The organism is Acinetobacter sp. 129952 (assembly GCF_056642055.1).
Genome location: NZ_JBWVSU010000004.1, coordinates 86,944 through 103,606, shown reverse-complemented (window position 1 = coordinate 103,606; position 16,663 = coordinate 86,944). Strand labels below are relative to the sequence as shown.

Sequence of the window (16,663 nt, the reverse complement as noted above, 5' to 3'; positions counted from 1 at the left end):
GCGAGATATCTTATACAAGCAGAGAATTGTTATTCGATTTTATAAACTTGCCGAAAATAGTATTAAGCCAAGCAATGAATCAGCAGCGATTACAGATAAATTTTGCGGAAAAAGTACTATAGAAAAATTCTGCAAAAGACATGCATTCTATTTATTTCACAAGTAAGGCGGATGACTTTATAGTCGGTTTATTCACTATATAGGAGTCTTAAACCATGACCAAAAAATCCATTCGCTTTAATGATGCTGAGCTGGCTTGCTCATGTCTCAGTCATTTTTAAATATTGATGTTTCATTCAAGCTGCATTTCGGGGTGTCAAAGAAAAGCAGATTGGCACAGCGGCAGATCACCACAACAAGAACAAAAATATAAGCATAATTCTCCAGTCCCCAATTTGGGGATTTTTTTATTCTGGAATACCTAAAAGAGTCTGGATGAAGCCTGTGTAGTTAAGGGTTTTCCTCATCCAGTTGAGCGACTGCATTGGCCACAATACTCGGTTCAATATGTTTAATCTTTTTACCAAAGCTACGCAGCCACCAGACCAGTTGAGAGGTAAATGGCACGGTAGCAGTGATCAGCGACATGCCATCTTCCATTTTTTCAATTTTCTGGTCTTTACTGAGCTGGCTTTCCTCAAAGTAATGCGCATCCGACTCTGACATGCTGAGTTTAAGCGTGACATTTTCGGTGGGATGGTTGAAGTCCACCCGGAAGCCCAGTGCACCAGAATCAATATAATCATCAATATCGAAATTGACCGGATGCAAGGCACGTGAATTCAGCACGACGGCCGATTTAAAGCGGTGCAGTGCAAAGGTCTGGATATCCGATTTGTCATGACGGGTACATACCAGATAAATGATTGACCCTTTTTGTACCAATGCCAGAGGATTGAGAATATAGGTTTTTTCTTCGCTGTTATGACCACGGCCCTGATACACACATTCCAGTTGTTTGTCCTGTAACAGGCCTTCATACACCGCTTGCTGCGCGGCCTTATCTACCACAGGTGGAATCAGCGGTTGGGTGGCCGGAACAATGCGTACGCGGTTAATCCATTGCCGGACATTGTTCTGGGAAGAAAGACTGCGTCGTGCCAGATCAAACCACGGATTCATTTCCTCGATCAGGCTCGGTGGCAGCAGATGTTTTAAATGTTCTTCGACCATCATGAAAGTGACCGCTTGCGAGCTGGTCATATGCGGCAAACTTTGCAGCGGCGCATCTGAACGCCAACGCCAGCCTTGCGGCGTGGTTTTACTGCTTTCAATTGGAAAGCGTTGCGCAATCTGATTCAGGTCACGCTGAATGGTACGTAGACTGATATCAATGCCTTCGCGATTCAGGATTTCCTGTAATTCACGTGTTCCCATCCATTTGCCGGTAGAAAGACGCGACAAAATTTGCCATTGGCGATACAGACTGTTTGAAGTTTCTTTTTCTTGTGCTGACATAATTTATTTTGCTGGCAATAAAGAAGAGGGGATTTAGGCTTAGCTTAACACAATAAAAAAACTCTCATTTTTTCGCAAGTCCCTCTGTGCAACATTTGTCCTACAATTCTAAAACAACTTGGTCGAAAATAGCATTGAGTTCATTGGGCATTTATTAGATTAATGGTAATTGAAATGCAGATGTCATGGCATGGATATTGCTTTGATTTAATTATAATAGATGATAATACGGGGGTTTGTATGCTTAAAGGAAATCAGGATACAAATGTGATTGAAACAATTGATAAATTTAGTTCCCAGAATATTGGAAAAAATTTTATAGACACTAAAACTACAGCGGTATCTACTACAACAAACCCACAACTTTTACTGCAGCAGTTATCTTCAAAGTTCTTTAATGAAATGCAGGATGAACATGTGCTGTCCAGTCAGGCAGGTCAAAGACTGGAAGAATGGTTATCTCAACATACGCTGGATGAACTCAATGCACTGAATCAGGTAGCAAAAGAACATTTTTTAAATCACGGTATTACCTTTACCGTTTATGGCGATGAAGAAGGCGTAGAACGCACTATTCCTTACGATATCATTCCGCGAGTCATAGACCGGAAACAGTGGAATATGGTGGCTTTAGGCTCGGCACAACGGGTACGGGCGCTAAATTTATTCTTACATGATATTTATCATCAACAGGACATTTTAAAAGCCAATATCATTCCTGAGTTGCAGATTTTAACTCATGAAGCCTATCAGCCGCATATGTATCAACATAGCTTGAAAGGCGGGATTTATAGCCAGATTAGCGGAATCGATGTGATCCGTGATTCCAAGGGCGAGTTTTATGTCTTAGAAGATAATCTCAGAACGCCATCTGGTGTTTCTTATATGCTGGAATGCCGCAAGATCAGTGAAAAACTGATGCCGAAAGTATTCGAGCAGTCCAAGATTGCCGGAATCGAGCAATATCCACAATTATTGAAAGAAATCCTGATCGAAAATGCTTATGTCGACAAGCCATTTGTGGTGGTACTGACCCCAGGACGTTTTAATAGTGCTTACTATGAACATTCTTTCCTTGCAAGAGAGATGGATGTGCCATTAGTAACATCACGTGACCTTTTTGTTGATGACTCGAAGGTTTATGTAAAAACCATACGTGGTCGCCAACGAGTCGATGTTATTTATAGACGGGTCGATGATGCGTTTCTTGATCCCTTATGCTTTAAACCGGATAGCACTTTGGGTGTGGCTGGCTTGATGTCAGCTTATTTGCAAAATAATGTTGTGATTGCCAATGCACCGGGAACCGGTGTGGCAGATGACAAATCGGTTTATCCATATGTCGACAAAATGATTCATTTTTATTTGGGCGAGCAGCCAATTCTAAAAAATGTTCCGACTTATCAATGTCGTAATTCTGAAGAATTAGACTATGTCGTGGCTCATCTGGATCAACTGGTGGTGAAAGAAGCGCAGGGTTCGGGCGGTTATGGCATGCTCATTGGACCACAAGCCTCTAAACAGCAAATTGAAACTTTCAGGGAGAAAATTTTAGCTGCGCCGCATTTATATATTGCGCAGCCAACTTTGGACTTATCGGTTAGTCCGACTTTGACCAATTTTGGTATTGCTGAACGTCATATCGACTTACGCCCATTTGTATTAAGTTCGCCTTATCGTACTGAAATCGTACAGGGTGGCTTGACCCGTGTGGCGATGCAGCCCGGCTCACTGGTGGTGAATTCATCACAGGGTGGTGGTATCAAAGATACCTGGGTAGTCGACAATTTACATTCATAAGATTCCAAAGAAGGAAAATGTCATGGTTTTGCTGAATAGCAATGCACAACATATTTTTTGGCTAGGGCGTTATTTATCTCGCACTCATTTTTTATGTGCGCGCTTTCCATTTTTAGAAGACGAAGCGGCAGTGGCGTATGCCCATGCCTTTTGTTTACCTGCCTTTGATGCCAGTTCCCTAAATGAGCTAGTACTTGATCCTACGCAAGTGGCGTCTTTTAGCCAGCAGTTTAAAGTGGCCAAAGACAATATTCAGGAATTGCGTGGGGTGCTGTCTGCTTCAGGCTATGCAGAACTGATGAAACTGATCAAAACCGCTGATAAAAATGCCGGTTATATCTGTGAAGTGGTAACGGAATGTGAAGATATTCTGGAAGCAGAATCTTCCGATATCTTTCTGTTTTTCAGTTTAGGGCAATGTGTAGAACAGTTGGATCACCAGTTACGCCTAGGTGAAGAAACCAGTACCACATTGTGCAAGATTGATTATGTGGTCAGAATTCTGGTGGAAATGGGCTGGAATGATCTGGAGCAATACTGGGAGCAGTTGCGTACAGAACCGAACCGGATTCAGTTCTATCAGTTTAGCGACCATATCCATCAACTGTTTGAGGCAGATGTATGAAATTGATGGTGAATCACCAAACGCACTATATGTACACGGCCGAGGTGAGGAACAGTATTCAGTACATTAAGATGATGCCTTCGAGCAATGCGCATCAGCGGGTGCATTCTTGGGATATCAGTGTACCGGGTAATAAAGAAATCCGGAAAGATGCATTTCATAATCTGTGGATGACCTGTAGCCAGCGGGAGCCTTATCATTCCCTGACTATCATGGCACAAGGAATAGTCGAGTTGAATCCTGCGCATCAGAGTGGATTGAATGATTCAATCAATCCCAATCTTTTTCTACAGCCGACCGAATCGACACAATGTAATTCAGCAATGAAAGATTTTGCACAACGTCATGTTCCTGCATTAACCCGTCAACATCTGATTGGACTGGCGCAAGCATTGCTGGAGCATGTGCCTTATATTTCGAACAGTACTTCAGTGCAAGGCTCTGCAATAGATGCCTTTGAGTCCAGACAGGGCGTCTGTCAGGACCATAGTCATATTTTCATTGCCATGTGCAAATATCTAGGTTTACCTGCCCGCTATGTTTCTGGTTATTTATATGCACAAAATGCTTCGCATCTGGCCAGTCACGCTTGGGCAGAGGTGTTTGTAGACCAGACATGGTATTGTTTTGATGTCAGTAATCTGTTGTTTACTCCAAGTTCGCATGTTTATGTGGCGATTGGACGGGATTATTGGGATGTGGCGCCGGTACGCGGTGTCAGAGAAAAGGGCGGTGTGGAATCCATGCATTCCATCGTTCAAGTGCTAGGATGTTAATAAGGACGAATGAATGACGTATTGTTGTGCACTACGTTTAGAGCAAGGTATGCTTTTTATCAGTGATACCCGGACAAATGCCGGAGTAGATCACATTTCTGTATTTCGAAAGTTGTATACCTTTGGTATTCCTGGGGAACGTATGATCGTCATACAGGCATCCGGAAATCTGGCAACAACACAAGCCGTAATTGGGCATATCAAAAATCAGCTCGAACTGAAGCAGGAACCCAATATCTTGAGTCTGCACACCATGTTTGATGTCGCTGAGCTGGTAGGTAGTACGTTGAAAAAAGTGATTGCGAATGTTACGAGCGATATTTCGGAACAAAGCAATTACTATTGTAATCTGCTGGTCGGTGGGCAGCTTAAAGATCAGGATATGCAGCTTTATCATGTCTATCCGCAAGGGAACTTTATCTGTGCCACACGTGATACGCCGTATTTCCAGATTGGTGAAAGTAAATATGGCAAGCCGATCCTGGATCGTGCGCTGACTTATGATATGCCACTGGATGAAGCCTTGCGCTGTTCCCTGATTTCATTTGCATCGACCCTACGTTCCAATGTATCGGTTGGCATGCCCCTCGATGTGCTGGTCTATAAAAAAGACAGCCTGATCATGCCAAGAGGCAAGCGTATTGCTGAAGATGATGAGTATTTCACGTCAATCAGCCGGCAATGGTCAGAGACCTTAAAAAAAGGACTGGCAGAACTTCCTGTTCCCTCTAATGAGTATTTCTTATAAAAACCTATCGTGATTCAGGCTTTTCGCGTACAGTGTTAACTTCTATGCAGTCCAGCATAATAAAAATAGAGAAGTTAGCGCATGTACCAATTTTGTTACGCCAGTAAAAGTACTTCTCCCAAAACTGATTTGCTTGAAGATTTAGCGAATATTTTGAAAGAAGCCCGTGATTTTAATTACCAGCATCAAGTGACAGGTGTACTTTATTTCGCAGATGGTCATTTTTTTCAATGTCTGGAAGGTGAATGTCCCACTTTAAAAAGTCTGCTGGTGGAGCGACTGAATAAAGATCCTCGCCATCAGGACATTAAACTATTTGAAACCAAGGAAATTGAATATCCAAGTTTCCCGGACTGGTCCATGAAATATATTTCCAAACGTAGTCAGATCCAGCAATTCTGTCGGGAAATGGGATTTGATGACTTTAATCCTTTTGCCTTTCAGCAAACTCATGTCGATGCCTTATTAATGCAATTATGCATAGAGCAGGGCGAGGAACAAAAGTCAGCCTAAAGAAAAAGCCCAACATAGATTGGGCTTTTTTAACTCTTAAGATTAGATCAAACTACTTTGCGTAGTGGACGATTGCTCAGTCGGCATAATAGTTCATAACCAATCGTGCCATTGGCTGTCGCTACATCATCCACTAGACGGGTTTTACCCCAAAGTTCGACTTCTGTACCTAATTGCACATCTAGTCCTGTCACATCAATGGCAATCATATCCATGGCAACCCGGCCAATCACGCGAGTTTGCTGACCATTGATTGCGACATAGTTCTGTTTAGGGAAAGCACGTGGATAACCATCACCGTAGCCAATTGAAACAATGGCTAGCGTCATGTCTTGATTTGCGGTAAATGTCGAACCATAACCGACATGCTCACCTGCTTGAATATTATTCAAGGCAATAATTTCAGCTGTAAACGTCATGACCGGCTTTAAGTCCAGATCATGCACATCCCGGTCTGAAAAGGGCGTCGCACCGTAGAGCATGATCCCTGGACGCACATAGTCAAAATGCAATTCTGGATATTTATAGATTGCAGCCGAGTTACAGCAAGAGGCTAAAAGTGGGGCGCAGTCATTTTTAATTTCCAGGAATTGACGGATTTGTTCATCATTCAGTGGATGCTCGGCATCTGCATTGGCGAAGTGCATGGCAAGTACACAAGTAAAGCCTTCTGCTTTCAACTGATTGATCACGGTTTTAATCACATCAATCTTAAAACCTAGGCGATTCATGCCGCTATTCAGTTTGACCCAGACTTTTAGACCTTTGGCGATATAGGCATCTTTATGTGCAATTAACCAGTCGACTTGAGCCTGTTGATGCACAATGACTTCAATATTCTGTTCGATTACGATTGGCATTTCATCTGCAGAAAAAACACCTTCGATAAGCGTGATCGGCTGTAGATAGCCTAATTCACGAATTTCTAAGGCTTCTTGCAGGCAGGCGACACCAAAGGCATCGGTTTCGCTTAAGGCTGCTAAGCAGTCTTTAACTCCGTGTCCATAAGCATTGGCTTTTACCATACTGACGATTTTCGCGGTTGGGGCAAGTTGTTTGACACGGTCTAAATTATATTGCAGCGCAGCGCTGTCAATATAAACTGTAGCTTGGCGCACCCTAAATTACTCCTAGAGGGACGATGGAAATGTGATGAGAGAGCCTGATTACTCTTCGTCATCATACTGAGCATAGAACTCAGGCGAGAGATTACTAAAGCGGGTATATTGACCTTCGAATGCCAGACGCACGGTACCAATCGGGCCGTTACGCTGTTTACCGATAATGATTTCGGCGGTGCCAGCTTCTTTAGATTCTTTGTTATAAACCTCATCACGGTAAATAAACATGATCAAGTCGGCATCCTGCTCGATCGCACCAGATTCACGCAAGTCGGACATCACCGGGCGTTTATTGGGACGGTTTTCCAGGGCACGGTTTAACTGGGAAAGTGCAATCACAGGGCACTGCATTTCTTTGGCTAATGCTTTTAAGCTTCGAGAAATTTCCGAGATCTCGCCGACACGATTGTCGCCCATACCGGGTACTTTCATCAACTGGAGGTAATCGACCATGATACAGCCGAGTTTGCCACCATGCATTTTGGCAATTCGACGCGCACGGGAGCGTAATTCAGTTGGTGGCAATGCAGAAGAATCATCGATATACAGATTTTTTTCTTGTAAATGCACAATGGTACTGGTGACTTTTGACCATTCATCACTATCCATTTTACCAGAACGTAAATGCCCCTGATGCACGCGACCAAATGATGAAATCAAACGCATGGCGATCGAATCCGCTGGCATCTCCATCGAATACACCAGGGCCGGCAGGTTGTTATTGAATAAAACGCTTTCGACCAGATTCATAGCAAAGGTGGTTTTACCCATGGATGGACGCGCCGCGACAATAATCAAGTCACCGGATTGCATGCCGGAAGTTTTATTATCCAGTTCCACAAAACCAGTGGTTAAACCGGTAATGCTGCCTTCCATTTGCGACAGTTCATTTAATTTGTCGAATACGTCCGCGACCACCGAGTTGATCGGCTTAGGCCCTTGCGCTTTGGCATTGTTATTATGCTGTTCGGCAATCGAGAAAATATTGGTCTCAGCCAGATCCAGAATTTCACTGACAGTACGGCCTTTGGTGTCATAGGCATTTTGTAAAATTTCAGAGCTGACTTTAATCATACTGCGCAGGGTAGAGAATTCTTTAATTTTGCCTGCATAGGTTTCCAGGTTATAGAAACTCGATGGCGAATCTGCCATTAACTGCATCAGATATTCTTCGCCACCAATTGCATCGAGCAAGTTTTGTTTGATGAGCCAGTCATGCACCAGAACCGCATCATAAGGCGAGTTTTCTTTAGAGAGCTGCTCAATGGCACGGAAGATATATTTGTGTCGGGTGGCATAAAAATCATTTTCGGTCAGTACATCACCGACCTGCTCAAAAGATTCAGCCACAGTCATAAGGGCAGCAAGTACAGCCTGTTCAATTGCTAAATTGTGTGGCGGAGTACGGAACTCCTTGAGATTGCTATTTTCAGTAACAATTTCCGGTTTAGCAGGAGCTACCTTTTTGCTGGCATTCGCCTGTGACATATAAATCCCTGATTTTAAATACAATGGTTAAATATCGTCGGAGATGAATAGCGTTTATTCACTACGAGATGAAATGATACGCGCTCTGATCAAAAATGCGAAGTGCAATTTTTTGTAAACACGAATAATAAAATGAATTTGACAGTGTTGGCTAGATTATATTTTTTAGAGATAAAAAAAGAGCATGCTTTCGCATGCTCTTTTTGAGGCGAGAAATTACTCAGCTACGATAGTAACTAGAACTTCTGCAGTAACATCATGGTGCAATTGGATTGCGATGTTAAATTCGCCAGTGTGACGAAGCGCGCCATTTGGAAGACGTACTTCAGCACGGTCTACTTCTAGACCAGCATTTGTCAACGCGTCAGCGATGTCACGAGTACCGATAGAACCGAATAGTTTACCTTCGTCACCAGCTTTCGCAGTGATAACGATGTTCACTTCGTTCAATTGGTCAGCACGTGCTTGAGCAGCAGCCAAGATAGCAGCTTCTTCTTTCTCAAGTTCAGCACGACGAGCTTCAAAAGCAGCAGTGTTTGCTTCAGTTGCAGCAACAGCCTTACCTTGAGGGATAAGGAAGTTACGGCCGTAACCAGCTTTAACTGAAACTTTATCGCCTAGTTTACCTAGGTTTTTAATGCGTTGTAATAAGATAATATCCACAGCTCAACCTCACTTATGATTGTCAGTGTAAGGGATCAAAGACAAGTAGCGAGCTTGTTTGATAGCTAACGCTAATTGACGTTGGTAACGAGCTTTAGTACCTGTAATACGGCTAGGAACAATCTTGCCGTTTTCAGTGATGTACTGTTTTAAAGTGTCGATATCTTTGTAGTCGATGTACGTAACGTTCTCAGCTGTAAAGCGGCAGAACTTGCGACGACGGTAAAAACGTGCCATGTTATGTTCTCCTTAAGCTTCAGCAGAGTCTTGAGCGTGTTGTGCTTCTTCACGTTGAGCTTTACGCGCACGTTTTTCTTCAGCACTCTTCGCCAATAGTGACTCTTCAGTGATAGCGTTTTCACGACGGATGATAAGGCTACGAATGATTGCGTCGTTATAACGGAACAATTCTTCAAGCTCATCAAGAGTAGTTTGACCACACTCAACATTCATAAGAATGTAGTGAGCTTTGTGGATCTTGTTGATTGGGTAAGCCAATTGACGACGGCCCCAGTCTTCAAGACGGTGGATTTGACCTTCAGCTTCTTTGATGTGAGTTAGGTAGCGTTCTACCATACCAACTACTTGATCGCTTTGATCAGGGTGTACTAAAAGTACGATTTCGTAATGACGCATTGTCAGCTCCTTACGGTTTGGACAGCCCCAATTTAAGTAAATTGAAGCAAGGAGTCACAACCAAAGTTGTGTCGCAGTGTTTGCGAAGGGGGAATTGTAGTGATCTTTAGGGATAATTTCAACCAAATAAGACATTTTTGCGAAATTATCTCTATAACCAGATCGATCATCAGAACCTGACTTTGGCTTTAAGCAAATTTGGACTGATTAAATTCAGCAAATGTATTGTTGCGAAGATCAAGCTGTACTTTTCAGGCCAGAAAATCTAGAAAACTGAAGGATTGGAGTCTGGAACTAGAAAGATTGAATTTTCTAAGCGATCAGGAAGATCGAGGTTTAGCTTTATAACGCCGAATTTTTGATTCTGCTCTACAACTATTGGAAGTAGGGGATTAAGAGAAATCAAAATAAAAAAAGATAGAGACTAACTCTATCTTTTTAAAAAAACACAATCTGTGTAGATGGCGCAGTTGAGGTAAAGCTAAAGATAATACTAATGACAGTAATCAGGATCACCGAGAACAAGAAATATTTCTTTGCCCAAAGTTGATCATTTTCAGCTTTAAATCCAATGACACCGATATACAACCAGTAAATGCACAGTAAGTTTAAAATCACTGCATAGAACCAGTTGGCATAACCAAAGACAAATAACGCATTCATGGTCAGCGTGAATAACACCACATAAACCAGTGATTCAATCTTGGTACGATGAATCGAACGTGCCACAGGCAAGATCGGAATGCATGCATTTTTGTAATCATCAAAGCGGTAAATCGCAATCGCCCATGAGTGAGGCATTTGCCATAGCGCATAACCTAAAAAGATCAGTAACGCACCGAGGTCAAATTGATTGGCCACTGCGGTATAACCAATGACAGGCGGAGCTGCACCAGAAATACTGCCTACAACAGTTTGATGAATTGTGGTTCGTTTTGTCCATAGGCTGTAGAAACCAACATATACGACAAAACCAATCACCGCGAATAAGAAAGCGTACGCATTTACCCAGAACCATAAAAGACTAAAACCAACGATGCCTAATACCAGAGCAAAGGCCAGGGCAACAGGTTCGGAAATGGTTTTGGTGACCAGAGCACGGTTTTGGGTGCGCTGCATTTTTTGGTCGATGTCCTGGTCAATCACGTTGTTGACCACACATCCTGATGCTACGACAAGCGTAGTACCGAGAAGGGTAATAAGCAGGAGAAGGAAATCTACAGAACCTTGGGTGGCTACGAAGTAGCCACCCAAAGTGGTAACAAAGTTACCGAAGAGAATTCCTGGCTTAGTCAGGAATAAATACTTTTTCAGCATGACGACCAGTTTAGATCATCATGTTGTAGTGTAGGTAATTCATGATCCATACAGAACCCACTAAAAGAATAGCGATAGTTAAGATGGTATACACGAATGCAATCACGTTCCAGCGTTGCTCTGAAGAAGAGTTCATATGCAGGAAGTAAATTAACTGCACAAGAATCTGAGCAACCGCAGTAATCGCGATGACAGTAATCAAGATACCACGGCCAAAACCGCCTGCCATCACCATACCGAATGGAATTACGGTAAGGATGACAGAAAGGATAAAGCCAACAGTATATTGCTTAACGTTACCGTGTGATTCGCCAGCAGCGTTATGATCGTGACTCATTACAGAACTCCCATCAAGTAAACTACGCTGAATACACAGATCCAAACGATGTCAAGGAAGTGCCAGAACAAGCTTAGGCAAGCTAGACGACGCGTGTTTGCAAGAGTCAAACCATATTTCTTGATTTGAACCATAAGCACGATCATCCAGACCAGACCAGAAGTTACGTGAATACCGTGCGTACCTACCAAAGTAAAGAACGCAGATAAGAACGCACTTGTGCTTGGACCGTGACCCGCATGAACTAGGTGATTGAACTCATATAGTTCCATGCCGATGAAGATAGCACCGAATACCCAAGTAATCGCTAACCAAGTTAGTACTTTTGCAACGTCTTTTTTGTATGCAGCAAGAACTGCAAAACCAAAGGTTACAGAAGAGATCAAGAGGGCGAAGGTTTCAGTAAGAACGAAACCTAAAGAGTCGCCAAACAGGTCTCTCGCACTTGGAGTACCCACAGGAATGTGGCTACTCAAAACAGCGAACGCAATGAAGAGTGTACCGAACAGGACAAGGTCACTCATCAAGTAAGTCCAGAAACCAAAGACGGTGATGTCAGTATCATCGTGATGATGATGCTCATCGTGTCCGTGGTTATCGTGATGAAGTACTTCAGCCATTGTCTTAGTCCTTCTTCAAGTGTTTTTCAAGAATCGCATAGCGTTCGTTTTCAATACGCTCAACTTCAGCAGCTGGAACATAGTAATCCACTTTCTTGGTGAAAGAAGACACGATGAAGCTAATGATAGAAGCAATGAACGTAACAACTACTAACCACCAGATGTGCCAGATTAAACCGAAGCCCATAACAGTGATGAACATCGCGATAACGAAACCGGCAGCACGGTTAGTCGGCATGTGGATATCTTCGTACTTCGTTGGTTTTGCATACGCAACACCATTTTCTTTCTCGATCCAGAAAGTATCAATACCATTGATCTTTGGAAGATGAGCAAAGTTATAGAACGGAGCAGGAGAAGATGTCGCCCATTCAAGGGTACGACCATCCCATGGATCGCCAGTCAAATCTAGACGTTGGTCACGTTGTAGGAAACCAACCACGATTTGCATGATGAAACATAGAATACCCAGTGCAACCAGAACCGCACCAAACATCGCGATATCTACATACGGGTCCCATTCTGGGTTGTCAAATGTATTCAAACGACGTGTCATACCCATGAAACCAAGGATATAAAGTGGCATGAATGCAAAATAGAAACCGAAGAACCAGAACCAGAACGCTGCTTTACCCCAAGTCTCATTCAGTCTCCAACCGAACATTTTCGGCCAGTAGAAGATGATACCTGCGAACATACCGAATACCACACCACCAATAATTACGTTATGGAAGTGAGCAATCAGGAATAAAGAGTTGTGTACCAGGAAGTCCGCTGGTGGAACTGCCATCAATACACCTGTTAAACCACCGATACCGAAAGTCACTAGGAAGCCTAGTGTCCATAGCATTGGAGTGGTGAAAACAATACGACCCTTGTACATGGTGAACAACCAAGAGAAGATCTTCACACCTGTAGGAATCGCAATAATCATGGTCATGATACCGAAGAACGCGTTAACGTTGGCACCTGCACCCATGGTAAAGAAGTGGTGAACCCATACAACGAATGACAATACTGTGATTGCTACTGTTGCATACACCATTGATTTGTAACCGAACAATGCTTTGCGCGAGAAAGTCGCAACAACTTCTGAGTAAATACCAAATGCTGGTAAGATCAGAATGTATACTTCTGGGTGACCCCAAGTCCAAATCAAGTTCACGTACAACATTGGACTACCGCCCAAGTCATTGGTGAAGAAGTGGAAACCGAAGTAACGGTCAAGCGTTAACATTGCAATTGTTGCAGTCAACACAGGGAAAGCCGCAATAATCAATACTGCTGTACATAAAGATGTCCAGGTAAAGATTGGCATTTCCATAAGTTTCATGCCAGGCGCACGCATTTTGATGATAGTAACGAAGAAGTTAACACCCGTTAATAGCGTACCTAGACCTGAAATTTGCAGTGCCCAGATGTAGTAGTCCATACCTACGCCTGGAGAGTATTCGATACCAGACAGTGGAGGATATGCCATCCAACCTGTTGCAGCGAATTCACCTAACGCAAGTGAAACCATCATCAGACCTGCAGCACCGGCGAATAACCAGAAGCTTAAAGAGTTTAATAATGGGAATGCAACGTCACGTGCACCGATTTGAAGCGGTACAGAGATGTTCATTAAACCAACTACAAGACCCATTGCCACGAAGAAGATCATGATCACGCCATGCGCGGTAAAGATCTGGTCGTAATGCTCAGGGTGTAGATAACCTTCGCCGCCACCTTTTGCAAGGAACTGCTGAAGACGCATCATGATCGCATCGGCGAAACCACGCAAAAGCATGATTACAGATACGAAGATATACATGATACCAATTTTTTTATGGTCTACAGATGTGAACCATTCGTTCCACAGGTAGCCCCATTTTTTGAAGTAGGTAATACCAGCAAAAACTGCGATACCACCCAGGATCATCATTGCAACAGTTGCCAATACGATTGGATCGTAAGGAATTGCATCTGGACCTAACTTACCTAAGAAGCTCATGTCTTATTCTCCTTGAGAAGCAGTCGCATGTTCACCAGCTACATGAGCTTCAGAAGCAGCCGCTTCGTGAGCAACAGCATCAGTCGCTGCAGCTTCTACAGGAGCTGAATGATCAGCACCATGATAGTTACTCATATACTTGTGAATCACAGATTCAAACAAACCTTGCTCTACAGAAGAGTAGTAAGTCACAGGATGTGGCTTAGTAGGGTAAGGCTTCATTGCTTCAGCAGCAGCCTTCTCTTCAGGAGTTTCAGCTTTTGCAATAATCGCTTCGATCTGGTGTTTACCACGGTTGCCGTCACGTAAAGTTGCAAATTCAGCTTGGTCTAGAACAGTTTTTTGTACTGCATTAGGGTTAACTGAAGTACCGTTTCCTGCCTGAACAGCAGAAATCCATTCAGCGAATTGAGCATCAGTCACAGAATGTGCACGGAAGCGCATTTGTGAGAAGCCATAGCCTGAATAGTTTGAAGAGAAACCACGATAACCTTCAGCTGGACTAGTTTCATCAGCTAAGAAGTTAAGGTGAGTTTGCATACCTGCCATTGCATAAATCTGACCACTTAACGCCGGGATGAAGAACGAGTTCATCGTGAAGTTAGAGGTTAAACGAAGGCTTACCGGAGTTTGCTCTGGGAAACGTAATTCGTTAACAGTTGCAATGCCTTGCTCAGGATAGATGAAGATCCATTTAAATTGCTCAGCAATAACCTGAACAGTTAAAGGTGCTTTATCTGCTTCAATTGGACGGTATGGGTCATACTTGTGGGAACCCCACCAAGTTAACCAAGCTAAAATACCAATAATAATGACAGGGATACCCCATACCACAATTTCAATCGCAGTAGAGTGTGCCCATGTAGGTTTATAGTCTGCGTCTTTATTCGATGCACGATATTTCCAACCGAACCATAATGCCATGATGATTGATGGAATAACCACCAAAAGCATTAAGTAAATCGCAGTCATCATCAGGTTACTTTGACCTGCTGCAACTGGACCTTTAGAGTTCAGAAGTACCATATCACCACCACACCCGGTCAAGAGTGCAGTCATCGCAGATAAAGACAATACAGCTAAAATCGTTTGTCTCATTTTACAACCTCGGTGAAGAGTCCCATTCCCTAATTTAATATGGGATAGCGATTAAAGTGCATATGACAAAAAAGGCTGAATTTTACAAAACATCCTATTAATCACAATACACCGCTACGTTGTAGGGCATTATGCCTGAGATTCACGAACTAAGCTATATCTAGGGCGCTTTAAATGCCTGTAATAAAAACCGATTTTGCTGGTCTGGATTGGGGAGGATTTATGGGAATTTTATTTCAATTTCAAAGTTCTGTAATCAAAATGGGATGATATTCATCCCATTTTGTGTATTCCTGCACTATTGTTTCACAACTTGCGTTTTTGCGAGTTTATCGTGCAAGGTTTGACGTTTTTTGCCCAATCCGAAGGCCCAGTCAATAATTAAACTCAGTGGCATAAATACAATATTTAAAAATATGAAAAATACGCTACGAATAGTAAAGGCGCGCAACAGGCTGGTCTTTTCACCTGATTCTACATCTACAATTTTGATTTTCGTGAGCTTTTTACCAATACTTTGGCCTGATTTGGCAATCAGAAAGGCTTGAATGGCCAGCATGATAATCAAATAGACCGCTGTGGCAAGCCACGCCTGCTGAGAAAACATCTCAAACATTTGAGTCTGTAATTGCTGAGCCATTGCAGGATCTGCATCGCTACTCAGCACAACATTCATGAATTCTTCATTCAGTTGAGCAAACCGGGTTTCCTGTTCAGGCGTAAAAAAAGCAGTCAAAATGAAGGTTGCTGGTAGCCACAGTAATACGTCTACAATTTTGGCCAGGATACGGCTTGGAATACTGGCAAGTTCATTTTTTTGAGTTGCTGTTTGAGTATGAGGCTGTGAGTAGGCCGAAGTCGTTGGTTGGCTATTCTGGAATACCGGCGTTTCAGGTGTGACTGCTGGAGCGACATAACCTTCGGGTTGATATACCGATTTTCCTTGGGTAAGTTCACCTAAGGCTTTCCACTCGGTCATGCCTTGATGCCATGCCAGGTCAGTCAGCATGACTTGTTGATTCGCCAGCATCTGATTCAATTGCTCGAGCGTATATGGACCAGCTTGTTGATTGTTTCGGGCCAAGTAAATCTGCATATAGACTGAATCTCAATATATAAATGTGAACTGATAATAGCTTTGATCAAGATTGTATTAAATTCTGTTTTGAAAACAAACATCCTCTCATCGTAAGATATAGATTAATTGAGGATTTTCAATCATATTTGTCATTAAAAATGAGCCCATACAAAATTGCAAGGATCTGCATTCTTAAAAATATCTTCCTGAACATTCGATGGTTATTTATTATTATTGCCATTTTGATATGACTTTACTGTTGGTATTTGTTTGTCATTACAGTCTTTATGTGTTGATAAGCGTTGATTTAATTATATTTATAAATTCAATTGTTTAGCTTGTGATTGGGTCTTTAGTTATCAATTTTCAAACAATAAATCATAATATCTATC

Annotated in this window: 17 protein-coding genes; 5 read left to right on the top strand and 12 right to left on the bottom strand. The window is 42.6% G+C overall.

Annotation, left to right across the window (positions count from 1 at the left end; all coding sequences use genetic code 11):
* Window positions 1-450 precede the first annotated feature (450 nt).
* Complete coding sequence (locus tag AC1IR0_RS06120) at window positions 451-1,458, bottom strand: helix-turn-helix transcriptional regulator (protein WP_004278803.1); 1,008 nt, start codon at window positions 1,456-1,458, stop codon at window positions 451-453.
* Window positions 1,459-1,698: 240 nt separating this feature from the next.
* Here AC1IR0_RS06120 and AC1IR0_RS06115 point away from each other — a divergent pair, with 240 nt between their 5' ends.
* The 5 genes from AC1IR0_RS06115 to AC1IR0_RS06095 all read left to right on the top strand — a co-directional run bounded on the left by AC1IR0_RS06115 (window position 1,699) and on the right by AC1IR0_RS06095 (window position 5,920).
* On the top strand, window positions 1,699-3,258 hold the full coding sequence (locus AC1IR0_RS06115) for a circularly permuted type 2 ATP-grasp protein (RefSeq protein WP_004645420.1): 1,560 nt from the start codon (window positions 1,699-1,701) through the stop codon (window positions 3,256-3,258).
* 22 nt (window positions 3,259-3,280) lie between these two features.
* Window positions 3,281-3,883 carry an alpha-E domain-containing protein gene (locus tag AC1IR0_RS06110; RefSeq protein WP_004278801.1) on the top strand — a complete coding sequence of 201 codons (603 nt, stop codon included), beginning with the start codon at window positions 3,281-3,283 and terminating at the stop codon, window positions 3,881-3,883.
* Window positions 3,880-4,659 (top strand): transglutaminase family protein, encoded by a 780-nt coding sequence (locus AC1IR0_RS06105; protein WP_218209055.1) that lies wholly within the window; start codon window positions 3,880-3,882, stop codon window positions 4,657-4,659. The genes AC1IR0_RS06110 and AC1IR0_RS06105 overlap by 4 nt, the downstream gene beginning before the upstream one ends.
* A 13-nt stretch (window positions 4,660-4,672) precedes the next feature.
* Window positions 4,673-5,407 (top strand): proteasome-type protease, encoded by a 735-nt coding sequence (locus AC1IR0_RS06100; RefSeq protein WP_005247272.1) that lies wholly within the window; start codon window positions 4,673-4,675, stop codon window positions 5,405-5,407.
* Between the two features lie 81 nt (window positions 5,408-5,488).
* Complete coding sequence (locus AC1IR0_RS06095) at window positions 5,489-5,920, top strand: BLUF domain-containing protein (RefSeq protein WP_004278796.1); 432 nt, start codon at window positions 5,489-5,491, stop codon at window positions 5,918-5,920.
* Window positions 5,921-5,967: 47 nt separating this feature from the next.
* Here the strand turns inward: AC1IR0_RS06095 and alr are convergent, their stop codons facing one another.
* The 11 genes from alr to AC1IR0_RS06040 form a co-directional block, all read right to left on the bottom strand.
* The gene (gene alr / locus AC1IR0_RS06090; RefSeq protein ID WP_409653690.1) at window positions 5,968-7,038 is read right to left on the bottom strand and encodes an alanine racemase; all 1,071 of its coding nucleotides are present in this window, start codon (window positions 7,036-7,038) and stop codon (window positions 5,968-5,970) included.
* Between the two features lie 48 nt (window positions 7,039-7,086).
* Window positions 7,087-8,529: a replicative DNA helicase gene (dnaB, locus tag AC1IR0_RS06085; protein WP_409653693.1), complete on the bottom strand. Its 1,443-nt coding sequence runs from the start codon at window positions 8,527-8,529 to the stop codon at window positions 7,087-7,089.
* A gap of 216 nt (window positions 8,530-8,745) precedes the next feature.
* Complete coding sequence (rplI, locus tag AC1IR0_RS06080; RefSeq protein WP_004278793.1) at window positions 8,746-9,192, bottom strand: 50S ribosomal protein L9; 447 nt, start codon at window positions 9,190-9,192, stop codon at window positions 8,746-8,748.
* A 9-nt stretch (window positions 9,193-9,201) separates the two neighbouring features.
* Window positions 9,202-9,429 carry a 30S ribosomal protein S18 gene (gene rpsR, locus AC1IR0_RS06075; protein ID WP_004278792.1) on the bottom strand — a complete coding sequence of 76 codons (228 nt, stop codon included), beginning with the start codon at window positions 9,427-9,429 and terminating at the stop codon, window positions 9,202-9,204.
* 12 nt (window positions 9,430-9,441) lie between these two features.
* The gene (gene rpsF / locus AC1IR0_RS06070) at window positions 9,442-9,828 is read right to left on the bottom strand and encodes a 30S ribosomal protein S6 (protein ID WP_004278789.1); all 387 of its coding nucleotides are present in this window, start codon (window positions 9,826-9,828) and stop codon (window positions 9,442-9,444) included.
* 438 nt (window positions 9,829-10,266) lie between these two features.
* Entirely contained in the window at window positions 10,267-11,145 is an 879-nt protein-coding gene (gene cyoE, locus AC1IR0_RS06065; protein WP_409653698.1) for a heme o synthase, read from the bottom strand.
* A gap of 10 nt (window positions 11,146-11,155) precedes the next feature.
* Window positions 11,156-11,482 carry a cytochrome o ubiquinol oxidase subunit IV gene (locus tag AC1IR0_RS06060; RefSeq protein ID WP_004645410.1) on the bottom strand — a complete coding sequence of 109 codons (327 nt, stop codon included), beginning with the start codon at window positions 11,480-11,482 and terminating at the stop codon, window positions 11,156-11,158.
* Window positions 11,482-12,102, bottom strand: coding sequence for a cytochrome o ubiquinol oxidase subunit III (cyoC, locus tag AC1IR0_RS06055; protein ID WP_004278786.1), 621 nt, complete (start codon window positions 12,100-12,102; stop codon window positions 11,482-11,484). Before cyoC ends, AC1IR0_RS06060 begins: the two co-directional genes overlap by 1 nt.
* Window positions 12,103-12,106: 4 nt before the next feature.
* The gene (gene cyoB, locus AC1IR0_RS06050) at window positions 12,107-14,095 is read right to left on the bottom strand and encodes a cytochrome o ubiquinol oxidase subunit I (protein WP_004278785.1); all 1,989 of its coding nucleotides are present in this window, start codon (window positions 14,093-14,095) and stop codon (window positions 12,107-12,109) included.
* A 3-nt stretch (window positions 14,096-14,098) separates the two neighbouring features.
* On the bottom strand, window positions 14,099-15,193 hold the full coding sequence (gene cyoA / locus AC1IR0_RS06045) for a ubiquinol oxidase subunit II (protein ID WP_004278784.1): 1,095 nt from the start codon (window positions 15,191-15,193) through the stop codon (window positions 14,099-14,101).
* Between the two features lie 298 nt (window positions 15,194-15,491).
* On the bottom strand, window positions 15,492-16,289 hold the full coding sequence (locus AC1IR0_RS06040) for an RDD family protein (protein WP_004278783.1): 798 nt from the start codon (window positions 16,287-16,289) through the stop codon (window positions 15,492-15,494).
* Window positions 16,290-16,663 lie beyond the last annotated feature (374 nt).